The sequence below is a fragment of the Priestia aryabhattai genome (assembly GCF_023715685.1).
GTDB lineage: Bacteria > Bacillota > Bacilli > Bacillales > Bacillaceae_H > Priestia > Priestia aryabhattai_B.
Map to the genome: position 1 here is coordinate 161,451 of NZ_JAMBOQ010000001.1, position 20,520 is coordinate 181,970.

At 34.2% G+C, this 20,520-nt stretch carries 24 protein-coding genes and 1 pseudogene; 12 read left to right on the forward strand and 13 right to left on the reverse strand.

Annotated features, from left to right (window positions below; genetic code table 11):
- Window positions 1-123 precede the first annotated feature (123 nt).
- The 5 genes and pseudogenes from M3225_RS00790 to M3225_RS00810 all read left to right on the forward strand — a co-directional run.
- The gene (locus tag M3225_RS00790; protein ID WP_251390374.1) at window positions 124-1,110 is read left to right on the forward strand and encodes a permease; all 987 of its coding nucleotides are present in this window, start codon (window positions 124-126) and stop codon (window positions 1,108-1,110) included.
- A gap of 10 nt (window positions 1,111-1,120) precedes the next feature.
- Complete coding sequence (locus M3225_RS00795; RefSeq protein WP_251390376.1) at window positions 1,121-2,080, forward strand: TIGR03943 family putative permease subunit; 960 nt, start codon at window positions 1,121-1,123, stop codon at window positions 2,078-2,080.
- Between the two features lie 412 nt (window positions 2,081-2,492).
- The gene (locus tag M3225_RS00800) at window positions 2,493-2,693 is read left to right on the forward strand and encodes a hypothetical protein (RefSeq protein ID WP_251390379.1); all 201 of its coding nucleotides are present in this window, start codon (window positions 2,493-2,495) and stop codon (window positions 2,691-2,693) included.
- Window positions 2,694-3,285: 592 nt separating this feature from the next.
- A complete protein-coding gene (locus M3225_RS00805) occupies window positions 3,286-5,349 on the forward strand; it encodes a cation:proton antiporter (RefSeq protein ID WP_251390380.1) in 2,064 nt (687 codons plus the stop codon).
- A gap of 174 nt (window positions 5,350-5,523) precedes the next feature.
- Window positions 5,524-5,769, forward strand: a pseudogene (locus M3225_RS00810) (DUF3231 family protein); the annotation flags it as partial.
- 83 nt (window positions 5,770-5,852) lie between these two features.
- On the opposite strand, the gene M3225_RS00815 reads toward M3225_RS00810, so the two are convergent.
- The 9 genes from M3225_RS00815 to M3225_RS00855 all read right to left on the reverse strand — a co-directional run bounded on the left by M3225_RS00815 (window position 5,853) and on the right by M3225_RS00855 (window position 10,783).
- Window positions 5,853-6,323, reverse strand: coding sequence for a DinB family protein (locus M3225_RS00815; protein WP_251390382.1), 471 nt, complete (start codon window positions 6,321-6,323; stop codon window positions 5,853-5,855).
- Between the two features lie 885 nt (window positions 6,324-7,208).
- On the reverse strand, window positions 7,209-7,397 hold the full coding sequence (locus tag M3225_RS29785) for a helix-turn-helix domain-containing protein (protein ID WP_308215711.1): 189 nt from the start codon (window positions 7,395-7,397) through the stop codon (window positions 7,209-7,211).
- 193 nt (window positions 7,398-7,590) lie between these two features.
- Window positions 7,591-7,743 (reverse strand): YjcZ family sporulation protein, encoded by a 153-nt coding sequence (locus tag M3225_RS00825; RefSeq protein WP_251390384.1) that lies wholly within the window; start codon window positions 7,741-7,743, stop codon window positions 7,591-7,593.
- 284 nt (window positions 7,744-8,027) lie between these two features.
- On the reverse strand, window positions 8,028-8,138 hold the full coding sequence (locus M3225_RS00830; RefSeq protein WP_251390386.1) for a YjcZ family sporulation protein: 111 nt from the start codon (window positions 8,136-8,138) through the stop codon (window positions 8,028-8,030).
- Between the two features lie 201 nt (window positions 8,139-8,339).
- Entirely contained in the window at window positions 8,340-8,624 is a 285-nt protein-coding gene (locus tag M3225_RS00835; protein WP_251390387.1) for a CotD family spore coat protein, read from the reverse strand.
- Window positions 8,625-8,961: 337 nt separating this feature from the next.
- Complete coding sequence (locus M3225_RS00840) at window positions 8,962-9,150, reverse strand: hypothetical protein (protein WP_251390389.1); 189 nt, start codon at window positions 9,148-9,150, stop codon at window positions 8,962-8,964.
- A 137-nt stretch (window positions 9,151-9,287) separates the two neighbouring features.
- Window positions 9,288-10,031, reverse strand: a complete 744-nt coding sequence (locus tag M3225_RS00845; protein ID WP_251390391.1) for an HAD family hydrolase — start codon at window positions 10,029-10,031, stop codon at window positions 9,288-9,290.
- Window positions 10,032-10,254: 223 nt separating this feature from the next.
- Window positions 10,255-10,437, reverse strand: a complete 183-nt coding sequence (locus M3225_RS00850; protein WP_251390393.1) for a hypothetical protein — start codon at window positions 10,435-10,437, stop codon at window positions 10,255-10,257.
- Window positions 10,438-10,576: 139 nt separating this feature from the next.
- Window positions 10,577-10,783, reverse strand: a complete 207-nt coding sequence (locus tag M3225_RS00855) for a hypothetical protein (RefSeq protein WP_251390395.1) — start codon at window positions 10,781-10,783, stop codon at window positions 10,577-10,579.
- Window positions 10,784-10,969: 186 nt separating this feature from the next.
- Here M3225_RS00855 and M3225_RS00860 point away from each other — a divergent pair, with 186 nt between their 5' ends.
- From M3225_RS00860 to M3225_RS00875, 4 genes are all read left to right on the forward strand, one after another.
- On the forward strand, window positions 10,970-11,134 hold the full coding sequence (locus tag M3225_RS00860; protein WP_251390396.1) for a hypothetical protein: 165 nt from the start codon (window positions 10,970-10,972) through the stop codon (window positions 11,132-11,134).
- A 42-nt stretch (window positions 11,135-11,176) separates the two neighbouring features.
- On the forward strand, window positions 11,177-11,383 hold the full coding sequence (locus M3225_RS00865) for a hypothetical protein (protein ID WP_251390398.1): 207 nt from the start codon (window positions 11,177-11,179) through the stop codon (window positions 11,381-11,383).
- Between the two features lie 342 nt (window positions 11,384-11,725).
- The gene (locus M3225_RS00870) at window positions 11,726-11,935 is read left to right on the forward strand and encodes an alpha/beta-type small acid-soluble spore protein (protein WP_221785100.1); all 210 of its coding nucleotides are present in this window, start codon (window positions 11,726-11,728) and stop codon (window positions 11,933-11,935) included.
- An 83-nt stretch (window positions 11,936-12,018) separates the two neighbouring features.
- Window positions 12,019-12,177 carry a hypothetical protein gene (locus tag M3225_RS00875; RefSeq protein ID WP_251390400.1) on the forward strand — a complete coding sequence of 53 codons (159 nt, stop codon included), beginning with the start codon at window positions 12,019-12,021 and terminating at the stop codon, window positions 12,175-12,177.
- Window positions 12,178-12,398: 221 nt separating this feature from the next.
- On the opposite strand, the gene M3225_RS00880 is transcribed toward M3225_RS00875, so the two are convergent.
- Window positions 12,399-13,031, reverse strand: a complete 633-nt coding sequence (locus M3225_RS00880; RefSeq protein ID WP_251390402.1) for an esterase/lipase family protein — start codon at window positions 13,029-13,031, stop codon at window positions 12,399-12,401.
- A gap of 213 nt (window positions 13,032-13,244) precedes the next feature.
- Here M3225_RS00880 and M3225_RS00885 point away from each other — a divergent pair, with 213 nt between their 5' ends.
- Both M3225_RS00885 and M3225_RS00890 read left to right on the forward strand, forming a co-directional pair.
- Complete coding sequence (locus M3225_RS00885) at window positions 13,245-13,607, forward strand: DMT family transporter (protein ID WP_251390404.1); 363 nt, start codon at window positions 13,245-13,247, stop codon at window positions 13,605-13,607.
- A 4-nt stretch (window positions 13,608-13,611) separates the two neighbouring features.
- Window positions 13,612-14,022, forward strand: a complete 411-nt coding sequence (locus M3225_RS00890; RefSeq protein ID WP_251390406.1) for a YvaD family protein — start codon at window positions 13,612-13,614, stop codon at window positions 14,020-14,022.
- Window positions 14,023-14,151: 129 nt separating this feature from the next.
- Here the strand turns inward: M3225_RS00890 and M3225_RS00895 are convergent, their stop codons facing one another.
- The 3 genes from M3225_RS00895 to M3225_RS00905 all read right to left on the reverse strand — a co-directional run bounded on the left by M3225_RS00895 (window position 14,152) and on the right by M3225_RS00905 (window position 18,753).
- Complete coding sequence (locus M3225_RS00895) at window positions 14,152-15,666, reverse strand: glycoside hydrolase family 32 protein (protein ID WP_251390408.1); 1,515 nt, start codon at window positions 15,664-15,666, stop codon at window positions 14,152-14,154.
- A gap of 54 nt (window positions 15,667-15,720) precedes the next feature.
- Window positions 15,721-17,442, reverse strand: coding sequence for a glycoside hydrolase family 13 protein (locus M3225_RS00900; RefSeq protein ID WP_251390410.1), 1,722 nt, complete (start codon window positions 17,440-17,442; stop codon window positions 15,721-15,723).
- A 318-nt stretch (window positions 17,443-17,760) separates the two neighbouring features.
- Window positions 17,761-18,753 (reverse strand): LacI family DNA-binding transcriptional regulator, encoded by a 993-nt coding sequence (locus tag M3225_RS00905; RefSeq protein WP_251390412.1) that lies wholly within the window; start codon window positions 18,751-18,753, stop codon window positions 17,761-17,763.
- Between the two features lie 400 nt (window positions 18,754-19,153).
- On the opposite strand from M3225_RS00905, the gene M3225_RS00910 reads away from it, so the two are divergent.
- Window positions 19,154-20,383, forward strand: coding sequence for an MFS transporter (locus M3225_RS00910; protein WP_251390414.1), 1,230 nt, complete (start codon window positions 19,154-19,156; stop codon window positions 20,381-20,383).
- Window positions 20,384-20,520 lie beyond the last annotated feature (137 nt).

The window sequence follows — 20,520 nt, forward strand, 5'->3', positions numbered from 1 at the left end:
CTCATATTTATAGTTATTTTATGGATAATATGACCCTTATTATATTACCTTTTTTAAATTATCTGCATAATTAGTTCAAACTCTATCATATAGTTCTAGTAAATGGAGGTGGAACGATAGATTATGACAACTCTATCACAATTAAGTAAAGACCTAATAGGTGTTTTATTACTACTGCTTTTTGGTTATTGTTTTTTCTTTGTTGATATAAATACGAAAGATTTAGCTATTCCAGCATCCTTATTAAATGTAAACTCCATTTTTTTAAGTATTGTACTTGAAGCTATTCCGTTTATCCTGCTTGGAGTATTTGCATCTGCTCTTATTCAAGTATTTGTCTCTGAAGAACTTATTCAACGTTTGATTCCAAAAAATCCATATATTGCGCTTATACCGGCTGTTTTAGTAAGTACTCTTTTACCCGTTTGTGAATGCGCCATTATTCCCGTTATAAGAAGGCTATTAAAAAAAGGAATGCCTCTTCATATTGGCGTTGTTATTCTAGTCGGGGCACCTATTTTAAACCCAGTTGTATTTGCTGCCACTTTTTATGCTTTCCAGTCAAATACGCCCATCGTCTACAGTCGTATGGGTCTGGCTGTTGCTGCTTGTATATTAATTGGTCTATCCGTTTATTTCTTTTTTAAAAATTCCAATCAGCTACGAGATGTATACGTTCACGAACATGAGGAAGCAAAAGCAGGAAATAAGTTAAAACAAACGTTGTATCATGCCAGTGATGAATTTTTCGATATGGGCAAATACTTATTATTTGGTGCACTCGTAGCAAGTCTATTTCAAACCTTTTTAGATAGACAACTATTGACGAATCTTGCAAGCAATGACTACATGTCTTCTGCCGTTATGATGGGATTTGCTTATGTGCTGTCACTTTGTTCAGAAGCAGATGCTTTTGTTGCTTCATCTTTTTCTCATACATTTTCACCTACAGCTCTTCTTGCCTTCCTACTATATGGACCTATGATGGATTTTAAAAACACTATTATGCTGCTGGCTTTTTTTAAAAAACGTTTTGCATTTAGTCTGATTCTTATCATTACTGTGATTGTGTATCTTATCGTCATGACTTATGGAATAGTTAGTAGATAGGAGAAATGGTATGAAAAAAATTGATCAGCAATTTATTATTTATATAAGGGGAATATTACTAATTGGTTTTTCCCTTCTTATGTTTAAACTCATATTAACAGGTAAAATCATTCAATTTATTGTGCCTAAAATGATGCCTTTTATATTGTTTTCTTCTGGTACCTTTTTTTTGTTGGGAATTATACAAATTTGGCGAAGTAGTGTAAATAAGGATTTATCTTGTGAATGCGGTCATGATCATATTGAAAAAGGAAAAATTCAAACAGCTTTTGTTTATTCTTTATTTCTATTGCCTATTATGACGGGCTTTTTATTGTCTAACCATACACTTGATAGTTCGGTTGCAATAAAAAGAGGATTAAATTTTTCAGTTAATACACCTGATACTCAACAACCCGCAGATGATAAAAAAAGTGACACTACCAATTCAAAATTAGAAACATATACAAATGATTTATTAGATGGAAATTCAGAAGAAACACCGCAGAATGTTCCAACAAACCATCAAAACAGTATTACTGCTAAAGTAGCACCTAAAGGTTTTTATGAGTTGCTTCAAAAGAAGATACTCAAGCAATCGGTAATTTCTATAAATGACACGAATTATATTCCAGTCATGAATATTATTGAAAACAACACAGATCAGTTTATTGGAAAAAAAATCGAAGTAAATGGTTTTGTATATCGTGAAAAAGGATTTAAAGATAATCAACTCGTTGTTGCTCGTTTTGGAATATCTTGTTGTGCAGCAGATGCATCTGTATACGGCTTATTATCTACCCTAGAAAATGCCTCAGCATTAAAAAAAGATACATGGGTTCATATAACAGGAATAATACAAAAAACTACGTATAACGGAGAAAATACCCCCTATATTCAGGTTCAACAGATTGAGTCCATTCATCCACCTGATAACCCATACGTATATGAACTTTACCAAGGTGAACAACTGATAGGCCCTGGTGAGTAAAAAGACTATAAGGCTGGTCTACGCTACCAAGGATCAGCTACACGCAACTCATTCATAGCGTTTATCTAACGTAACAAAACTTGTCGTTTTTATTACACGGGCAGATAAACGATACGAACAACGTTCGGAAAGATCATTACTCATTAGTTATTAATTGACTTATAGAATTGGTTTAAGTTAACATTGAACAAACTGAATACTCCAAAGGGGAGTAGCTGTACAACAAAAGTCGTCACTACGAAACAAAATGTTTCCGGCTTTGTTGGCAATCTTAATTGTTAGCAAGACCTTTGCCTACATTTTTAGTTGGGTGAAGTCTGTGTTTGTACATCAAGCGCTTTTATCTACTAAAAGGATAAAAGCGCTTTTTGTTTTTTATAGATTTAAAATGACTATGAGGAGTGATTAAATTATGTTCAAGAAACTGTTTGATTCACTAATGAATAATAAACACAAGCGTTATAGTAGCAGTGATTATAAAAGAGGAAAATCAAAACCTTTTAAGAGTTATAGCAGCAGTGATAACTATAGGAAAAAGCGTGACCACCACGAAAGTTATGGACATCATCGTTATAAGAGAAAAAGAAAGAGTGGAAGTTTCTTTAGTAGTTAAATAAGAAAAAAGGTACCTCATTCTAATGGCATTGGAGAATGAGGTACCTTTTTAAAGAAATCTATAACTGAAAATAAAGCACAACAAATACTATCTTTCCCACTATAAGCATAGGTATAGAAAGTACTTATTTTATGCATTAATTCCACTCTCACCTACTGAAGGAATGTTAAATTTTCAACAATGTAGAAAAACGTGCATCATAAAGAAGAAAAAGACCCTTTTACCAATCCTTTGCCTCTCAGAGAATTGGTTTTTTCATGTGTTCCCGAAAGAGACATTATGGTAATTAATTGTATATCATATGCAGCTTAAAAACAGAAAAAGCTACTGGCCTCAACAGTAGCTTTTTCTGTTCTCGTAAGGAAACTGGAGAATTAGCATTATGATGCCTCACAGCGTCTTGAGTAGTTTGCTCAAGGTACTCCATTTTATAAATTAAATTATCCTTTTAGGATAATTTAAAAAGAAAAAAGGAATGTTTATCAAATAGGTTTTGAGACTAGAATTTTTAAATTATATATAGTACCATTGATGTTTCCAAAAAAGCTAATACTAAAATTAGCGAGTAGAAAGTGAGGTTGGGATATCTATGCACTTCCCTCTAAAAGAACCAGTTCTCATATTTGGTTTTGCTGTATTAATCTTTTTGTTATTCCCTATACTCATGGGAAAACTAAGGATACCTGCTATTATTGGTCCCATTATTGCAGGTATTATCGTCGGACCAAATGGTCTAGAAATATTAGCACGAGATTCAACCATTCAATTGCTTGGAACAGTTGGATTATTATTTATTATGTTTATAGCAGGCCTTGAGTTAGACCTTGATGGTTTCAAAAAATACCGAAATCGCAGCATTTTATTTGGTCTCCTCTCGTTTTTAATCCCATTGATTCTTGGAATACTAGTAGGGTTATGGCTTAATCTCAGCATGCTATCAGCTATTTTATTCGGTAGCATTTTCTCTACACATACTCTTTTAGGGTACCCTGCCATCAGCCGACTTGGCGTCGCAAAAAACCAGGCTGTCACCACAGCAGTTGGCGGTACATTATTAACAGATAGCTTGGCATTACTTTTCCTTGCAGTAATAACAGGTGCCTCTGAAGGCCATTTAACCGTTGGCTTTTTTGTATACTTGATTATTGCAACTGCCCTTTTTGCTATAGTTGTTCTACTTTTGACCCCTTATCTCACAAAGTGGTTCTTTAAACGTTCTAATAATGAAGGAACTACAGAATTCAACTTTGTTCTGGCCATTTTATTCGTTGCAGGGGCAATCTCCTTATTTGTGGGATTAGAACCAATCATCGGCGCATTTTTAGCCGGTCTAGCCTTAAATCGGTACATTTACGATCATGGACCATTAATGAATCGAATTCGCTTTACGGCAAATGCCTTATTTATTCCATTTTTCTTATTATCTGTAGGTATGTTAATGGATCTTGGTGTTCTTATTTCGAGCCCTAAAGCATTACTAACCATTGTATTAATTACAATTGTAGCAATTGGAAGTAAACTACTTGCCAGTTGGGTTACGAGTAAAGTATATGGTTATTCTAAGACTGAAAGTAAGGTAATATTTGGACTTTCCACTACCCATGCTGCAGCAACATTGGCAATAACACTTGTTGGATATCAATTTGGATTATTTGACCAGCAAATCATAAATGCTGTAATTATTGTCATTTTAGTTACTTGTATTCTGGGGCCCTACTTGTGTGAAAAATATGGAAGGAAATTGGCTGTTGCACAAGATAAAGAAGTACTGGACGATACACTTCCGGAACGTATATTAATCACAATTACAAATTCAAATATAATGGAATCTTTACTTGATTTAGGATTTGTTCTTAAAAAGGCGAAAAAGACAGAAGAACCGATTTATCCCTTAACAGTCGTTCAAAAGGATTTAAAACAAGCAGGTAATGACGTAGCACAAGCTGAAAGAATGCTTGGACACGCTCTTACATATGCATCAGGGGCAGATATTCCCGTTAAGTTATTGACACGGGTAGATCATAATATTGGATGGGGCATCGAACGTGCTGCTACAGAGGAACGAATCACAACAATTATCGTGGGATGGGATGGTTCAGGTAAAGGAAGCCAAAAGGTCTTCGGTAGAGTTATTGATAATTTCCTTGAACATACCTATCAACGCTCACTTATAACCACGATCAAGCAGCCGTTGAATACGATGGAACGAGTGATTCTTGTTCTGCCAAATAATATCGTACACAAACCAGGTTTTGAAGATTCACTTTCAATTATTAAAGGCATTGCATCCCAACTCAACACGACAATTCAAGGCCTTGTCATTCGTGATGACTTAGAAGCTTATAGAAAAGCTTCGGAACAGGTACATCCTAATGTCGAAGTCGAGTTCCAATCCATTGATTGCTGGAATTCCGTTTATAAAAATGATTTGAACAATATTAAGTCAACTGATCTTGTGATTTTATTAAGTGCTAGAAAAGGAACTGTGGCATGGCACCCAGAATTAGAAACTTTACCGAAAAAACTAGCTTCAATGAATCTTGAGAACTTCATCGTGTTCTACCCCACGGAAATGAAGGAAACAGATATTCGAGGCTCACGTGGCACGGAAATCCCAAAAGAATTACTTTTTAAAAGTGATTATGAGGACTAATAATATTAGATCTAATATATCCTTGGAAAATTAGGTTGAATTAAAAACAAAAACCCTTGTCACATTAACATCTGTGGCCAGGGTTTTTATATCTTTGTAAAGTACTTAATAAGGTATATAAAAAAACTAAAGCACGGAGAATAAGCACCAAAACATGTTTTATTAATCTAATGAATGAAAGTTGTAGAAAAGCTATTAAAGGAAAATGAGGTAGCTTTACCCCCAACTCCGTCTGAACGTTCAGAAGCAGCTTTGGATGATATTCCAGTCGGAGCGCGTGTTCAAGATCCAGAAGTTGCTGCGGCTATCTCCATGGATATAGCCGCTGATCTAGTTGCTTGTAGCCAATTAATTAGTCAGTCTATTTGTAAAGATATTGCAGCGATGTTTGGTCAAATTCACATGCAAAAAGTCCAGATTGTTAACAATTAGCTTTCTATAAATACAAAAAGATGTTTCTTAGCAAATAGGGACATCTATGATATACATATTATTTAATTGGTTTAATCCCATATTCTAGGTCGATCAACCTCCATGATTCTCAAATACTGTAAGAGTTGTCCAGCGTGTACGGATTCATGATAGCCTATCCGCATCAACATATCCCCTAAGGAACGAATATAACCAACATCTGAACGGTCTATTTGAATATTAGTTAAATCTTCTTCAGAAAAAGTAGTAATCATGTCTAAAAATTGTTGGTGGTATGATGCTGCAAACTCCAATTCATCCTTTATAGATTGTAATGGTCTTTTTTCAAAAGGAGAATCAAATTCCTTTAAGCTACCCAAATTTTTGATAGCTAGATGATAATAGTATTCTGATTCTAAAACATGACGAACCATTTCTAAGCATGTCATAGCTTCTTTATCTGGCTTCCAATCGAGTTTATCATCAGGAATTGCTTGCCAGACCTTTATACTTCTTCTTCTAATCTCTTTTATATTTAATACTATTGTGTCTGTTCCATTCATTTCTACTCCCCCTCTTATCATTATTTTACATGATTTCCCCAAAACAAAGAGGTGAATTTTCAACTAAACTTATTTCAACTGCCCATGGTTCTTATAAAGGTGATTATGATAACTTTCATACTTTAGGAATCATATCTTCAATTCTTTATTTAAAAGAAATAAAAACTCTGCTTGAGCCTTCTCATTACGAATCATTCTCTTAACACGAAAATTATTTTGTAAGTAAGCTCTGACTTCTCTATTTTCCATAAGTAGTGAATAGTATTGGTCATTCTCATATCTCTTTTAAAACAGCACTCTGAGGCTATGTTACAATGTAATTATAAGGAAGAAGAGGTGAATATAGTTATGTTGACTGCGGTAGTTGTAACTGTTTCTGTTTTAGGTTTAGCGTGGATTGTTGGACAAAGAAAGCAATATCAGTAATTTTATAGATTATCTGTATGTAGAATTGAGATGATTATAAATGAGTAAGAGAAATATTTTAGTCAAATTAATGTTCTTTTTAGGATCATTTTCTATAACAATTTTTGGGTTTATTTTAAAACAGGGATTAACAGCATTACTTTTATCTACTGCCTTTATTATATTGGCAAGGTTCTTAATGAAAACTGAAGTTACAAAAACAGGTTTTAAGAGACCTTAAAGCCTGTTTACTTACCTTTCTTCCTTAAAATCCTTTTTTATACTCCAAAATGTTTTCTTTAAATCATCATAAAAAAACATCGTTAGAAAACCCAGTATGGTAACACCAGCTGAAAATGTATCCAAATCAAAAAATAGCCCTACGAATACAAGAATGATTCCAATAACAAAACCAGGATCTGATAAATCCTCACTCTTTTTTCGGTCAATTGCTATTTTGCTTTGAAAAGATTCATCCCCTTAAATCAATTCATCTAACGTCACGTTATACCGCTCACTTAACTTAATAAGGTTCTCAATATCAGGATACCCTTTATTATTTTTCCACTTATATACAGCCTGTCTAGATACATTCATTTCCCCAGCTAATTCTTCCTTGGACATCTTTTTCTCTTCTCTTAACTTCTGTAGCTTTTCCCCTAAATTCACCTTCATCACCTCTAAGGCTTAGCTTACAACAAATATGTAAAAAATTCCATAAACGCTTAGTAACAAGCTGTAAACCATTGGTTAACATAGCGGAGATCAGTATTAACATCACTATATATGTCCCAATTTAACAAATAAAAAAAGCTAGCATAAAGCTAACTTTTTTAAGTTAGAGATAAAGGCAGACTAATAATTAGCAACCGCCAAATCCTCCCCAACAAGCACAGCCGATAATGATTAGTAAGATAAACAGCACGATGATTAAAGCAAAACCACTGCCGCCGCCATAACCTCCGCCGTAACCGCAGCCGCCGCCATAACCTCCGCCATAACCGCCAAAGAACATAAACTCCACCTCCTTATCGTTCATACATTTAGCATATGATTAAAAAAGAAATTTGCTCCATGAAGTGAATAGACTAAGTTTTATATCACTATAAATAAAAAAATAATAACCTTTTAGTTTCTTTAACATACAATGAAGCATCCTCAGATCCCATATGTGAGCTTTACTCCCTCCGCAATAGATTGTTTGAATCCACCCAATCAGGTCTATTGCGTATAAAAGAACCTCCTACACAACCTACAATAAAAAAGTCTTTCTCATATTAGAGAAAGACTTTTTTATTGTTAGTAACCGCCAAAGCCGCGGCCGTAACAGCTGCATCCAATAATGACAAGAAGAATAAATAGGACAACTAATAAAGCAAAACCAGAGCCAGATCCACCATAACTAGACATATAAACACCTCTTTTCACGGTATTTAAATAAAGGAAAAAACTTCAAATATACATGGGTTAGGGTATTATATGTAGACATAACTCATATCGATTGGATTTAGGTCTAAAATGGGCCACTTTGTTCAACGATAGCTAGATAACATCATAAATTTCACATATTAAAAACCCTTCATTGTTAAAATGAAGGGATTTTTTTGGCTATCAGCACCAAGTGCGAGTTCTAGGTGGACAGCTTGGAGCGCAAAAATGTTGATGCGTTTCTTGACATACAACGGATTCTGCATGCGGGAATGAGTGCATATATTTATAATTTTTTCGATAAACATTTGTAGTATGACTAGGATGCACAACTGGCACAAATACATCTTGATCAGTAAAAGATGTATTTTGTTTAACTGGGTCATATTGAGCAGGCAATGTTTGAGGGGGCAATTGACTGCAAGGTTTAGATTGAGGATAACCGCAATTACCTTCCTGAGGATACATAGACCCTTGATACCCCCCCGTAATTAAAGTGGTGATAAGGATAGTTGTTTCTCATTATAAAAAATCTTCTTCTTTCTGTTAGTAGACTCCTATTACTGTATGTGAAACAACCATAGAATGTTTGGACAAACACCTAAAAAAGACCCTAATTATTTAGGGTCTTCTTTACTAAAAGAAAAAGAAGTATGGATCCTTAGTAACATGCCATTGCTATGATACTAAGGGTACATATTTTTTAAACATGAGGACTATAAACCTTTTAAACATGCTTTGTGATAGTAAGAATGAGGTGTTTTTTAGTTCACCCTTACAAGAATAGAAGGTTTTTCAATGTCCATTATCCCTCAAGATTAACATCAATCGCTGCGTTATCAATATTATTTAAAATGTTTTTATTTTTGTCATCTAATTCATTACGTAAAAGTGAATTACGCGTCGCTTCGTATAAATCGTAGCTTCTTTCATCAACTGGAGAATTATGATCTTCACATATCATTTTTTCTGATTCTTTGGATTGATCTGCCATATCAGTCACCTCCTCTGTATATTATGTGATTTGATTAGAAAAAACATAAGAACTTTGTCTGGTTATTGTTGAGTAAGGTTTAGATCTGTATCAACGGTTAGCTGCTCTTGTACATTGTGTTTACATATGACCTAACCTTAGGTGGATACAACAGTTTCTTGAGCATGCTTTTGGATGATTTCTGGAACTTCCAGCAATGAATTAACGGTTATCAAATTGCCTTTTGGCGTAATATCAATTTTAACTTGGTTGTAACTCCACTCCAGTTCAGAAGGTACATGAATGGCATGTATTCCAACTTCTACTGCTGGCCTTATATCAGTTTTTAAAGAATTTCCAATCATCCAAGTATTTCGGGGATTATAATTAATTTGGTTTAGTATTTCTTTTAATGCAGGTGTATCTTTTTGTTCAGAAATGAACACCCTTTTTTCAAAATATTTAGCTAACTCTAGCTGAACAATTTTTCTACCCTGATTTTCCTCGTCTCCACCTGTGTGTAAATAAAGATTATGTCCTTGTTCTTTAAGCTTATCTAATACTTCATACATATTTGGCAAAGGCTCTATCGGTACTTCAAATACACTTTGACCAATTTTTTTGACCATTTCTACTCTATCTTCATGGATATCTTGATGATTTTGTTCACTAAAAAATAAATAAGTAGCTACTAATGATTCTGGAAAACGAGAAGAGTGAAGGCCATACTTTTCGATGCTTTTTAAATCTATCTCTAATTGCTTTTGTTTTATTTCTTCCTTAGTCAGATTCTCAAACCATTCCTGCAATTGAGCCACAAAATCATTTATTGTATCTCTAAAATATTTATTACAGTGAACAAGCGTATCGTCTAAATTAAAAATTAAGGTTTGTTTCTGCATTTCGTTAAATCCTTTCTACAATGGATGTACAGACAGTATATATGAAAAAATACTAACCACTTTTATTACCCATCCACACCTAAAACCAAGGTGAAATCTCCAATACGTTAGGAATAAGCAGTTGATTTACTATACTGAAATGAGAATATTGAGTGGAAAGACCCTTCTAGGATAGAAAATAGAAGGATCCTTTTATAAAATAAAAAGCTCCAGGATATTCTTGTTAGTAAATATACCGTTCAAAATGTTCTCTATTCATGTTTGTTTTGAACGTAGAGGTACTTAATCCTGAACGATTTATTAGTGATTGGTTGCCTTCACCCTCTTTAGGTATATTCATTTCAAGACCTTGTATGGTCAACGGATCATACATATACGTTGTTCGTTCAATTTTTGTATGCGACATTAACTTCACCTCTATTAATAGCACTCATTTTGTTTGTTCATTCCAACTCGGTTATAGCGAGTTTTCTCAAGAAAATATATACGTTTTATGTGTCTTTTCCCTAAAAGAGAGCATCTGCTTTCTATTCTTTTTTATTTTATTAGGTTGTAATTTCTTGTGGCTCTTCACCTTCAAGGTCAGTGAAAAAATTTTCTAAGGTTTCCCCTGGGTCAATAGCACGCCCATCTTCTTCAACGATACGGTTAAACGTAGGATCATTATTGCTATCTTTATTTTTATAGTTGTTATAATCAACTCTTTCTGCAATTCCTGAATTATCAACGCCTTTAAAGTCTTTCTTTGGCATAAAAACACCTCCTAGCCCTATTGTTTGAAAATTTGAAGATAAAATAAGTGGAAGGTTAAGTTATATTTTTATTTCATCCGAATTAAGTAGCTATTTGTTGATAAGAAACATGTACAACATGCTTAATTGTTTTACGAAATGGGGAAACTAAAACGTCAAAATTTAATTTGAAGAGGAGGAATATAAGTGGAAAGAAATCCAAGCACAAGACAGTTTCAGGATGATTTAAAACAGTATCAAATGCCAGAGTCAGTAAAGCAGCAAAAGTCCGGAACCTATAGAGTCGGGTTTGAATCAAACACTGGGATTGAAAAAGTACAGAATCAGCAAGAAGGAAGAGAAGATAAATAAGTTTGATCACTTTATACTTTTACATGACAAGGAGGGAATCCCATGGATCAACAAAAAATGTTAGCAAATGAATTAAGTAACATGCTTACTGAGAATAAGTTGCCGATTACAATTGAAGAAGATATCCATGAAATTTGCAGAGGTTTGCATTCAGGTGAAATTAGCGTGAATAACTTGAAGGAAAAAGATCCTTTTATCGTAAATGCAGTCCAAGAAGCAATGGCTAGAATCAATAAACCTAACTCTTAAAATAGATATAAAAAGCAATCATTTGAGGCAGCCCCTTGGATATTGACCGTTCTCATCAAGCGAAAGCCTAACTCTTTATAGAGTTAGGCTTTTGTCATTCAAATAGTATACGTATGAACATGAAAAAAGAATGACAAACGAAATGTCATTCTCTCTCCTACACATGGCAAGCGTTTAGTTTTTAGTCACAAGGAAATGAAACATCTAATCCCACTTTTTACAGTGTCGGTTGTTTCTAAAAATTAGTATGTCATCCTGATGAGGAAATATCCATCCATTATTTACCACGGATACATTTCTTCAACAATAGGAAACTTAAGAAAAACAAGGAGGTGACACAACATGGCAAACAGCAAAAGCAGCAACAACAACGAATTATTAGTATACGGTGCTGAACAAGCAATCGATCAAATGAAATATGAAATCGCTAGCGAATTTGGTGTAAACCTTGGTGCTGATACAACTGCACGTGCAAACGGATCAGTAGGTGGCGAAATCACAAAACGTCTTGTACAAATGGCTGAGCAACAACTTGGCGGCGGACGTTTCTAAGACAATTTTATAATTGATGGCTGAAGGAAGAATGGATTTCCATTCTTCCTTTTTGTACCAATGAAAAAGGAAGGAGAAATTATATGCAACAGAATCAATCAACTAAAGGAAATGCGGGTTTTACTGAGAAACCGGCAGCTTCTGAAACAGATCCACAAAAAGTAAAACAAGAAATCCAAAGAGATGTAAGTCAAGGACAAGGCGCAATGACTTCTCGAGAGGCAGGCGCAATGCGCGATTAAAAACCACTTTGAGCGGTTTTTAATCATGGACTCGCTGTACAAAAACCTAAAAAAAGCACCCCGATTAACCGAGGTACTTTTAGCAGTCTAATCTATTTCTATGCTGAAGATACTGCGACTTTAGGTGTTTTTCATCGAGTCCATGCTGTTGAAAAACAAAGGCAAACAGCCTAATCCCCAATATATAAAAGTCGAGCCTGCCTTGCCCACCTAAAAAATAATTAGTTTGTATTTTGTCCCCCGCCATTCAGCCCTTCTTTTATGTACGCGTTAACCTGACTATTTGAAAGCAATCCAATATGTCCAATGCCATAAAGTTGAATATTTCTTGCTCCTTGCAACCTAGAGAGACTATTAACAACAATTTGATCATTTATACTGTAGATCGACGTATAAAGAATTTTTTGATTGAGATCCGTACCTGGGAGTGCTGTAGAAGAAACTAAACTATTCGCTCCTCCTAATGTCACGACATTTTCAATCTTATCCCCTCCCCCTAGATATTTAATATAGTACAGCGTGTTTGCTCCCCCCATACTATGAGCAACAATATCTACCTTCTTAGCTCCCGTCTCTTTCAACACTTGATCAATGTATCGAGCAAGCTGAGGCCCATTATTCAAATTGTTGCCTGTCTTATCTATAAAATCAATAGCATAAAGATCATTGCGATCCCATCCTTGAGCGATTAAATAGTTTTTGATAGCAATAAAGTTATAGGACGCACCGCTGATTCCATGAACAAGAACAACCGGATTGTGGTTTGATTCACCTTTAGCATTGGAAGGCTGAATTCCTAATGCAGATACAACCAGGGATAAAGCAAAAATTAATGCGACAAACGTTTTCTTCATTTCTTTTCTCCTCCTCAAAATATGTAAGTAACAACATCTATAGATTATACATAAAAATCCTAATATGTTAAACTTATACTTATGGGATATTTAAAGTTATATTTATTTGTTATCTACGAGTCTTTTTTATAGTTTAAATGATTGAAATATCAAGCTCTATTATAGATATTCTTTTGAATAGTATTTCTGTAAAAAATAAGGAGGCGAAGAAAGTTGCATTGGATTTATCTATGTTTAGCTATTCTTTTCGAAGTTGCTGGGACTACGACCATGAAATTATCAGACGGTTTTACTAAAGTTATACCAAGTGTATTGCTTATACTTTTTTATATTTGTAGTTTATGCTTTTTGACATTAACGTTAAAAAGTTTAGAAGTTTCAATCGCTTACGCTATTTGGTCAGGTATGGGGATTATAATTATTACGCTAATTGGATTTATGTACTTTAATGAAAGTGTAAGTCTGCTAAAGATCGTTGCTATAGCTCTAATTATTATCGGCGTAGTGACATTAAATATGACCGGGGAAAAAGAAGCTGATACTAGTAAATCCACTTTGGAAGAACACATTAGATAAAAAGATGAAATATTTAAAACCTTTTTTTCTTGTCACCGATATAGGATTTATTATCTATTGGATTGTTACTTATTTTCAGCTTATACCTCAAAGTGCAGCTTTTAAAGATTATAATAATCCCCTAGTCATAGCTTGGAACTGGTCGTTCTTCCCTCTAGATATTCTTATTTCATTCACTGGATTATTTAGTCTATATTTATACAAGCTAAATAAGGAATCATGGAAGGGATACGCTTTAATTTCTCTGGTTTTAACATTTTGCTCAGGGCTACAAGCTATTGCGTATTGGGCATTTATTAAAGATTTCGATTTAACATGGTGGGCTTTTAATTTGTACTTGATGATTTACCCTCTATTCTTTATAAAACTATTTATAAAGAATAACAGTAATCAAAAAAAGCACCTTTCCAGGTAATAAAGATATTAATATATATAAAGAACAGATCCCCTTAAGGTCATCTGTTCTCCAAGTTAATCTAATTACGTAAATTGGTGTAATTTCTTTCTTGTACTTTGCTTGGCTACTATCTTTATACAATTCCTATTAGCCTTTAAAAGTCAGTGGGGAAACGCCCTTGCTTAATTTCCATTTATTTAAGGTACTCAATTCAATTTCTTGATCTGCAAAGAAACAAATACCTTTTGCGTTGTCTCCAGGATAGATTCTGCCTGTCATCACTTTCTCGCCTTCATTAATAAAAACTTCAATTGACGATTTATCAACAAACAGATGAAGATGTAAGTGATTATCATTTAATTGAACAGGTGCTTTTCTTATTCCCCCATCACCTTCACCTGAGTTATCGCGATTAAAGATAAACAAACTTTCTAGCCTATCATAAGTTAAGAGCGTTTCCTGGTGAGTTTCATTATCTGTTCTCAATTTTATTCCAAATTGTGAAGCAGCTTTTGCGTTAATTTTTACTTCAAGTTCGTAACAATCACCTGAAATACCCGCAAGTTCTTGTTCTCCGTTAACTGTAATATTTTTATACTGCACGTGATTTTGACGAAGCTGCTTAAGCTCTGAAATTGGTTTACTAATTATATTCCCTTGTTTAATAGAAAGCTCACGCGGAATAGTCATTGCTCCCGCCCAATTGTATTTTTGTTCGGGCATGTTGCTTTCCCACATCGCCATCCATGCTATCATGATTCGTCTACCATGTTCATCTTCTGTTGTTTGAGGAGCGTAAAAGTCAAACCCGTAGTCCAAAAGCTGAAAGTCTTCATGTTGAAGCAGTCCCGTTTTATAGTCTAATTTCCCTTTTACATATCCAGCTTGATGTAAGTTATGGTAGAGAGCCCCTTTTGGTTTTAACCCTTGAGGTGACATGACAAGCACGTCCTGTCCATCGAGACTAAAGAGATCTGGACACTCCCACATAAAACCAAGATCTCCTTGACTTTTGGCCATTACATTTATAAACTCCCAATTCATCAGATCCTTTGAACGATATAAAAGAACTTGACCTTCGTGATCCTTTGTACGTGATCCAAGAACACAATAATAATAGCCATCCTTTTTCCATACTTTTGGATCTCTAAAATGATAGGGATGAATATCCCCCTCAGGCACTAAACTAATAACTGGATTTTGAGGTACTTTATTAAAATAAACGCCGTCCTCGCTTACAGCAAGACACTGAACTTGTGTTAAGTCTGTATCATAGTTAGCCCCTGTCCACACATTCCCTGTATACATTGCATACAGCTTTCCATCTTTTTCAATTGCACTTCCTGAAAAACATCCATCTTGGTCATATTCTTCGTTCGGAGCAAGAGCGATAGGAAGGTGTTCCCAGTAAGTGAGATCTCTACTTTTTATATGTCCCCAAAACATTGGTCCCCAATTAGGAGAGTGAGGATGGTGTTGATAGAATAAATGATACTCACCTTTGTAAAAGCTGAATCCGTTTGGGTCATTCATCCAGTATGCTGGTGTAGACACATGGTATTGTAGTCGCCAATGATTCCGATTGACAGACTCCTGCTCTTTTAACACAGATTCCATTGCCTTTAAGATTTTTTCTTGATGTTGATCGTTTAATGTTTTCAAAAGATTTCACCCTGTCTTTCTGTATGTGAATGAGTTAATTGTGATAAAAATAGATTAAAATGATGAATCGATTTCACAAACAATGGACTCGTAAGGTCGTAATTTTATCTGATTTAGGTGTAATTCTAAACGATCATAGTTCGATAAAATAACTTTTTTTATATTAAAATCTAAGTTTAGAGTTACTTCTTTATTATCAAAGTTAGCAATCACTGCTATTTTTTTATCGTTAAACTCCCTCGTGTAAGCCATGATTTGTAGACTATCTTCAAACATATCTTCGTATTTACCAAAACCAATGACATCTGAATATGGACTGCTTTTTCTTAAACTAATTAAGCTTTTATAGAAATAAAATAAAGAATTACTATCTTTTAAAGCATTCTCGACGTTAATAGAAGAGTAATTTGGATTTATCTCTATCCATGGTGTGCCTTGGCTAAACCCTGCATATTCAGAATAATTCCACTGCATAGGTGTTCGAGAATTATCACGGCTGCGTCTCCAGATCGCTGCTAATGCTTCCTCTTTTGAAAATCCTTCTTTCAGTGCAGAGTAATATTGATCGATTGACGCTAAGTCATTATAATGCTCAATCGATGGATACTCTACGTTTGTCATTCCGATTTCTTGCCCTTGATAGATAAATGGCGTCCCTTTTAATAGGAAATAGACAGTAGCTAACATTTTTGCTGAAATAGGTCCTATATCTTCTTGTTTAATAAATTTGTTTAAGGAACGAGGCTGGTCATGGTTTTCTAAATAAAGTGCCCCCCAGCCTGTGTCGTTATAGAAAGTTTGACTGTCAGAAATGGCTTTTTTGAAATCAAGTAGGTTCCAATTATACGGTTCATACCATTTTCCTTCTTTGCCTATATCTAGATCAACATGATCGAATTCAAAAAGCATACTAAAATGCCCATCTTCTCCTGCATAAATAGGCAATTCTTTGTGTGATACTCCAGGTGCTTCCGCCACAGTTAAGATATCACGTGAAGTAAAAGCTTCTTTACTTAGTTCACTTAAAAATTCATGAATGCCTTCTTGATTTGTTTCAATTACATTCATTGCGTCTTGCGAATTAGCAAATATATCTTCAAAGTCTTGTCTTTTTTTTATAAATGTAATGGCATCTACTCTAAAGCCGCTAATTCCTTTATCTAACCACCATGTGACCATTTTATAGACGGCATCTCGAAGATCACGGTTTTCCCAATTAAGATCAGGTTGCTTTTTAGAAAATGCATGAAGATAATACTGTCCGGTTTGTTCATCATACTCCCAGCAGGAACCGCCAAAAATAGATCGCCAATTATTAGGTGGAGCACCATCTTCTTTTCCATTTCTCCAAATATACCAATCTCTTTTAGGATGATTTACATCGCTTTTTGATTCTAGGAACCATTCATGTTCATCCGAAGTATGGTTAACTACTAAATCCATAATAATTTTTATATCTCTTTTTTTAGCTTCATCAATTAGTAGATCCATATCTTGCATAGAGCCAAATTCCTCTGCAATTGCTTGATAATCAGAGATGTCATATCCGTTATCATCCATTGGTGATTTATAAACTGGACTTAGCCAAATAACGTCAATACCTAACTCTTTTAAGTAATCTAACTTTTGAATAACTCCTTTTAAGTCACCAATTCCATCCCCATTAGAATCATAAAAACTTTTAGGATAAATTTGATATACAACTGATTCCTTCCACCATTGTCTATTCTTTATTGTAGCGCTTTCTTCATTCTTTCTTTCACTTAGTTGAACCATTTCTTATCAGCTCCAATATATTTATATTAAAATTATGTACTTATTCTTCGTTCTTATGGTATCGATACCATATATGATTAAAAAAATTTATGCTATTAAAAAATCTGATATAACCCTTCACCCTCATACTTCTATATTTAACTTAAACTCTTTATTTTAAGTGTGCCATAAATAGCTAAATATAGAGAAACTGTATTCTCCTTTAAGGTAAATTTATTGTATTACATTATGGGAACGGTTTCAATCATTTTTCTGAAATTTTTTCAAAAATGGTGAGAACTAATAAGTTCAGCTCTCACCTTCATATGTTATCTCCTGTTATGTTGAACTTCGAACAACCAGCTCAATTGGGAGTTCAAAAGTTTCCACTTTTAATTCAGAATCATTCAACATATCAATAAGGGTTTCCATTGCTTTTATCCCCATCTGATCAATAGGTTGTCGAATAGTTGTTAGCTTTGGATCTACCATTTGTGCAAGAGGTTGATCATCAAAGCCAATAATCGCTAAATCATTAGGTATTCTTATCCCCGACTCTTTGGCTTCAATCATCATTCCCCCAGCAATTTCATCACTTCCTGTAAATATAGCCGTTGGGCGATCCTCCATCGTCAAGATTTTTTTAATTACCTTTTTGCCGTCTTCAATACTATGTTGATTGACAAAAATCCATTTTGGATCTGGCTCAATTCCTGCCTCTTGAAGTGCTTTTTGATAACCTTGATTCCGGTCCTTGTCCTTACCTTCCTCAGCGAACAAACCACCTGTGCAGTATCCAATTTTCCGATGGCCTTTTTCAAGTAAATGCTTTACACCTATATAGGCACCCTTGTATTGATCTAATCGAACAATTGGAACATTTGCATTGTTTACATATTCATTGCATAACAAAATAGGACCATATTCGATAAACGGTTCTATGATACTCCACTCATTTTCAATGGAGGTCATAATAATTCCGTCAACTTGCTTTGTTTTTAGTAAGTTTAAAAAAGCTAATTCTTTCTCTTTATCTTCATTACTTTGAAAAATTAATACATGATAGCCGTTTTTATAAGCAACTTGTTCAATTGAGTCTACTAAATAAGAGAAAAATGGATTTATAATTCTTGGTACAATTACACCAATTGTAGTCATTACTTGCCCTCTTAACCTTCTTGCCGAAGGGTTTGGGGTATAGTTAAGCTCTTTCATTGCTTTTATCACAAGATTTTTTTTCTCTTCTGAAACATACGAATGATTGTTTATAACACGGGAAACAGTTGTTTTTGATAACCCCGATAATTTTGCTACGTCATATATTGTAGGCATTTGTTTATCACTCCATCACTAACTGAAATCAGTTTCATACTTATTTTACGTTAAAAAAGAGTCAAAATGCAATGAATGAATTCGTTTGCAACTCTCTACCAGCTTTATACCGTCTATTCAACAAGAATACCATTAGAATTACTGCGACTCTTTAAAATAGAATTTTTTTATAGAAATTTTCATCATTAATAAATCAGTATATTAAAAGTATTTATTCTACAAATAAGAAATCAATACCAAAACAGAAAATATTTTATATTTAAATAAACCTTTGTTTAAAGGTATTTTTTAAAATTATTTTCTTATTGACATATGAAATCGGTACCATATATAATACAATCAAATCGAAAACGCTTTCTAAATAAAATTTAGATACATAAACAGCAAAGGGGATTTAAATATGCAAAACAATAAACTTTACTGGAAGCTAAGCAGTTTCTTTTTCTTATTCTTCTTATCTATTGCCTCTATTTTTACTTTTTTTGCTATCTGGTTGGGACAAAGTCTTCACCTTTCCGGAGCACAAACGGGTATTGTTTTTTCTGTAAACGCTGTCTTTACTATGCTTTTTCAACCTCTGTATGGATATATCTCCGATAAATTGGGGTTACGAAAGAATTTATTATACTTCATTTCAGTTTTGGTTATTTTATCTGGACCATTTCTAATTTTTATCTATCAACCTCTTTTAAACTGGAATTTTTGGGTAGGAGCCCTTACAGGTGGGGCTTATCTTGCAATTACCTTTTTAGCTGGTATCTCAGCTATCGAGTCATATATCGAAAAAGTTGGTAGAAAGTATGAGTTTGAATTCGGTCGTGCAAGACTTTGGGGATCAATAGGGGCTGCCGTTGCAGCTGCCATAGGGGGACGAATGCTTAATATTAACCCTGATATCAACTTTTGGATTGCATCGGGATCAGGCATTATCTTATTACTTGTTATTTTCCTTACAAAAGTAGAAGTATCCACTATTGAAGAAAAGAAGGCAAAGTCCCTTTCTATTCAAGATTTGGGTAGTTTATTTAAACGAAAAGATTTCTGGATTTTTATGATTTTCATGCTCGGGACGGGCTGTATTTATAATGTTTTTGACCAACAATTCCCTGTATATTATGCCTCTCTGTTCCCAACAGAACAATTAGGAAACCAAATATTTGGTTACTTGAATGCCGGTCAGGTCTTTTTAGAGTCCGGTATGTTATTAGTTGCTCCATTGATTGTCCGTAAAGTAGGTCCTAAAGGAGGTTTAATTTTAGCAGGAATCATTATGATTTTACGCGTGGCAGGCTCAGGGTTAGTATCAGATCCATACAGCATTTCATTTATTAAGCTTCTTAACGCACCAGAGTTTGCAATTATTATAGTTTCTGTCTTTAAGTATCTTGCTACACATTTTGATACGAAATTCTCTTCAATCTTATATTTAGTTGGATACCAATTTGCGATGCAGCTAGGGGCTGTTATACTCTCTCCTATTGTAGGAAATCTATACGATTCAATTGGATTTCGTCAGACATACTTAATCATGGGGATTATCGTCACTGTCTTTACTCTATTTGGTGCATTCCTCTTAAGAAATAAAGATCAAGCATCTAAAGATAGTAACGATTCAAAACTTACTGCTTAGACACAGGAAAATATAATCATTAGTCCTAAAATTTAAAAAATACCTTTTAACTTAGTCATATTCATTATGATTCTCCCAAATTTGAAAGCCCTTGCTAATTATAGCAAAGGCTTCTTTTTGGAGAGTTTCTTCTATTA

What these genes read in the sequence shown, in the direction of transcription:
- M3225_RS00790 (WP_251390374.1), top strand. Translation starts at nt 124, where the DNA reads ATGACAACTCTATCACAATTAAGTAAAGACCTAATAGGTGTTTTATTA.
- M3225_RS00795 (WP_251390376.1), top strand. Translation starts at nt 1,121, where the DNA reads ATGAAAAAAATTGATCAGCAATTTATTATTTATATAAGGGGAATATTA.
- M3225_RS00800 (WP_251390379.1), top strand. Translation starts at nt 2,493, where the DNA reads ATGTTCAAGAAACTGTTTGATTCACTAATGAATAATAAACACAAGCGT.
- M3225_RS00805 (WP_251390380.1), top strand. Translation starts at nt 3,286, where the DNA reads ATGCACTTCCCTCTAAAAGAACCAGTTCTCATATTTGGTTTTGCTGTA.
- M3225_RS00815 (WP_251390382.1), bottom strand. Translation starts at nt 6,323, where the DNA reads ATGAATGGAACAGACACAATAGTATTAAATATAAAAGAGATTAGAAGA.
- M3225_RS00825 (WP_251390384.1), bottom strand. Translation starts at nt 7,743, where the DNA reads ATGTTCTTTGGCGGTTATGGCGGAGGTTATGGCGGCGGCTGCGGTTAC.
- M3225_RS00830 (WP_251390386.1), bottom strand. Translation starts at nt 8,138, where the DNA reads ATGTCTAGTTATGGTGGATCTGGCTCTGGTTTTGCTTTATTAGTTGTC.
- M3225_RS00835 (WP_251390387.1), bottom strand. Translation starts at nt 8,624, where the DNA reads ATGTATCCTCAGGAAGGTAATTGCGGTTATCCTCAATCTAAACCTTGC.
- M3225_RS00840 (WP_251390389.1), bottom strand. Translation starts at nt 9,150, where the DNA reads ATGGCAGATCAATCCAAAGAATCAGAAAAAATGATATGTGAAGATCAT.
- M3225_RS00845 (WP_251390391.1), bottom strand. Translation starts at nt 10,031, where the DNA reads ATGCAGAAACAAACCTTAATTTTTAATTTAGACGATACGCTTGTTCAC.
- M3225_RS00850 (WP_251390393.1), bottom strand. Translation starts at nt 10,437, where the DNA reads ATGTCGCATACAAAAATTGAACGAACAACGTATATGTATGATCCGTTG.
- M3225_RS00855 (WP_251390395.1), bottom strand. Translation starts at nt 10,783, where the DNA reads ATGCCAAAGAAAGACTTTAAAGGCGTTGATAATTCAGGAATTGCAGAA.
- M3225_RS00865 (WP_251390398.1), top strand. Translation starts at nt 11,177, where the DNA reads ATGGATCAACAAAAAATGTTAGCAAATGAATTAAGTAACATGCTTACT.
- M3225_RS00870 (WP_221785100.1), top strand. Translation starts at nt 11,726, where the DNA reads ATGGCAAACAGCAAAAGCAGCAACAACAACGAATTATTAGTATACGGT.
- M3225_RS00875 (WP_251390400.1), top strand. Translation starts at nt 12,019, where the DNA reads ATGCAACAGAATCAATCAACTAAAGGAAATGCGGGTTTTACTGAGAAA.
- M3225_RS00880 (WP_251390402.1), bottom strand. Translation starts at nt 13,031, where the DNA reads ATGAAGAAAACGTTTGTCGCATTAATTTTTGCTTTATCCCTGGTTGTA.
- M3225_RS00890 (WP_251390406.1), top strand. Translation starts at nt 13,612, where the DNA reads ATGAAATATTTAAAACCTTTTTTTCTTGTCACCGATATAGGATTTATT.
- M3225_RS00900 (WP_251390410.1), bottom strand. Translation starts at nt 17,442, where the DNA reads ATGGTTCAACTAAGTGAAAGAAAGAATGAAGAAAGCGCTACAATAAAG.
- M3225_RS00905 (WP_251390412.1), bottom strand. Translation starts at nt 18,753, where the DNA reads ATGCCTACAATATATGACGTAGCAAAATTATCGGGGTTATCAAAAACA.
- M3225_RS00910 (WP_251390414.1), top strand. Translation starts at nt 19,154, where the DNA reads ATGCAAAACAATAAACTTTACTGGAAGCTAAGCAGTTTCTTTTTCTTA.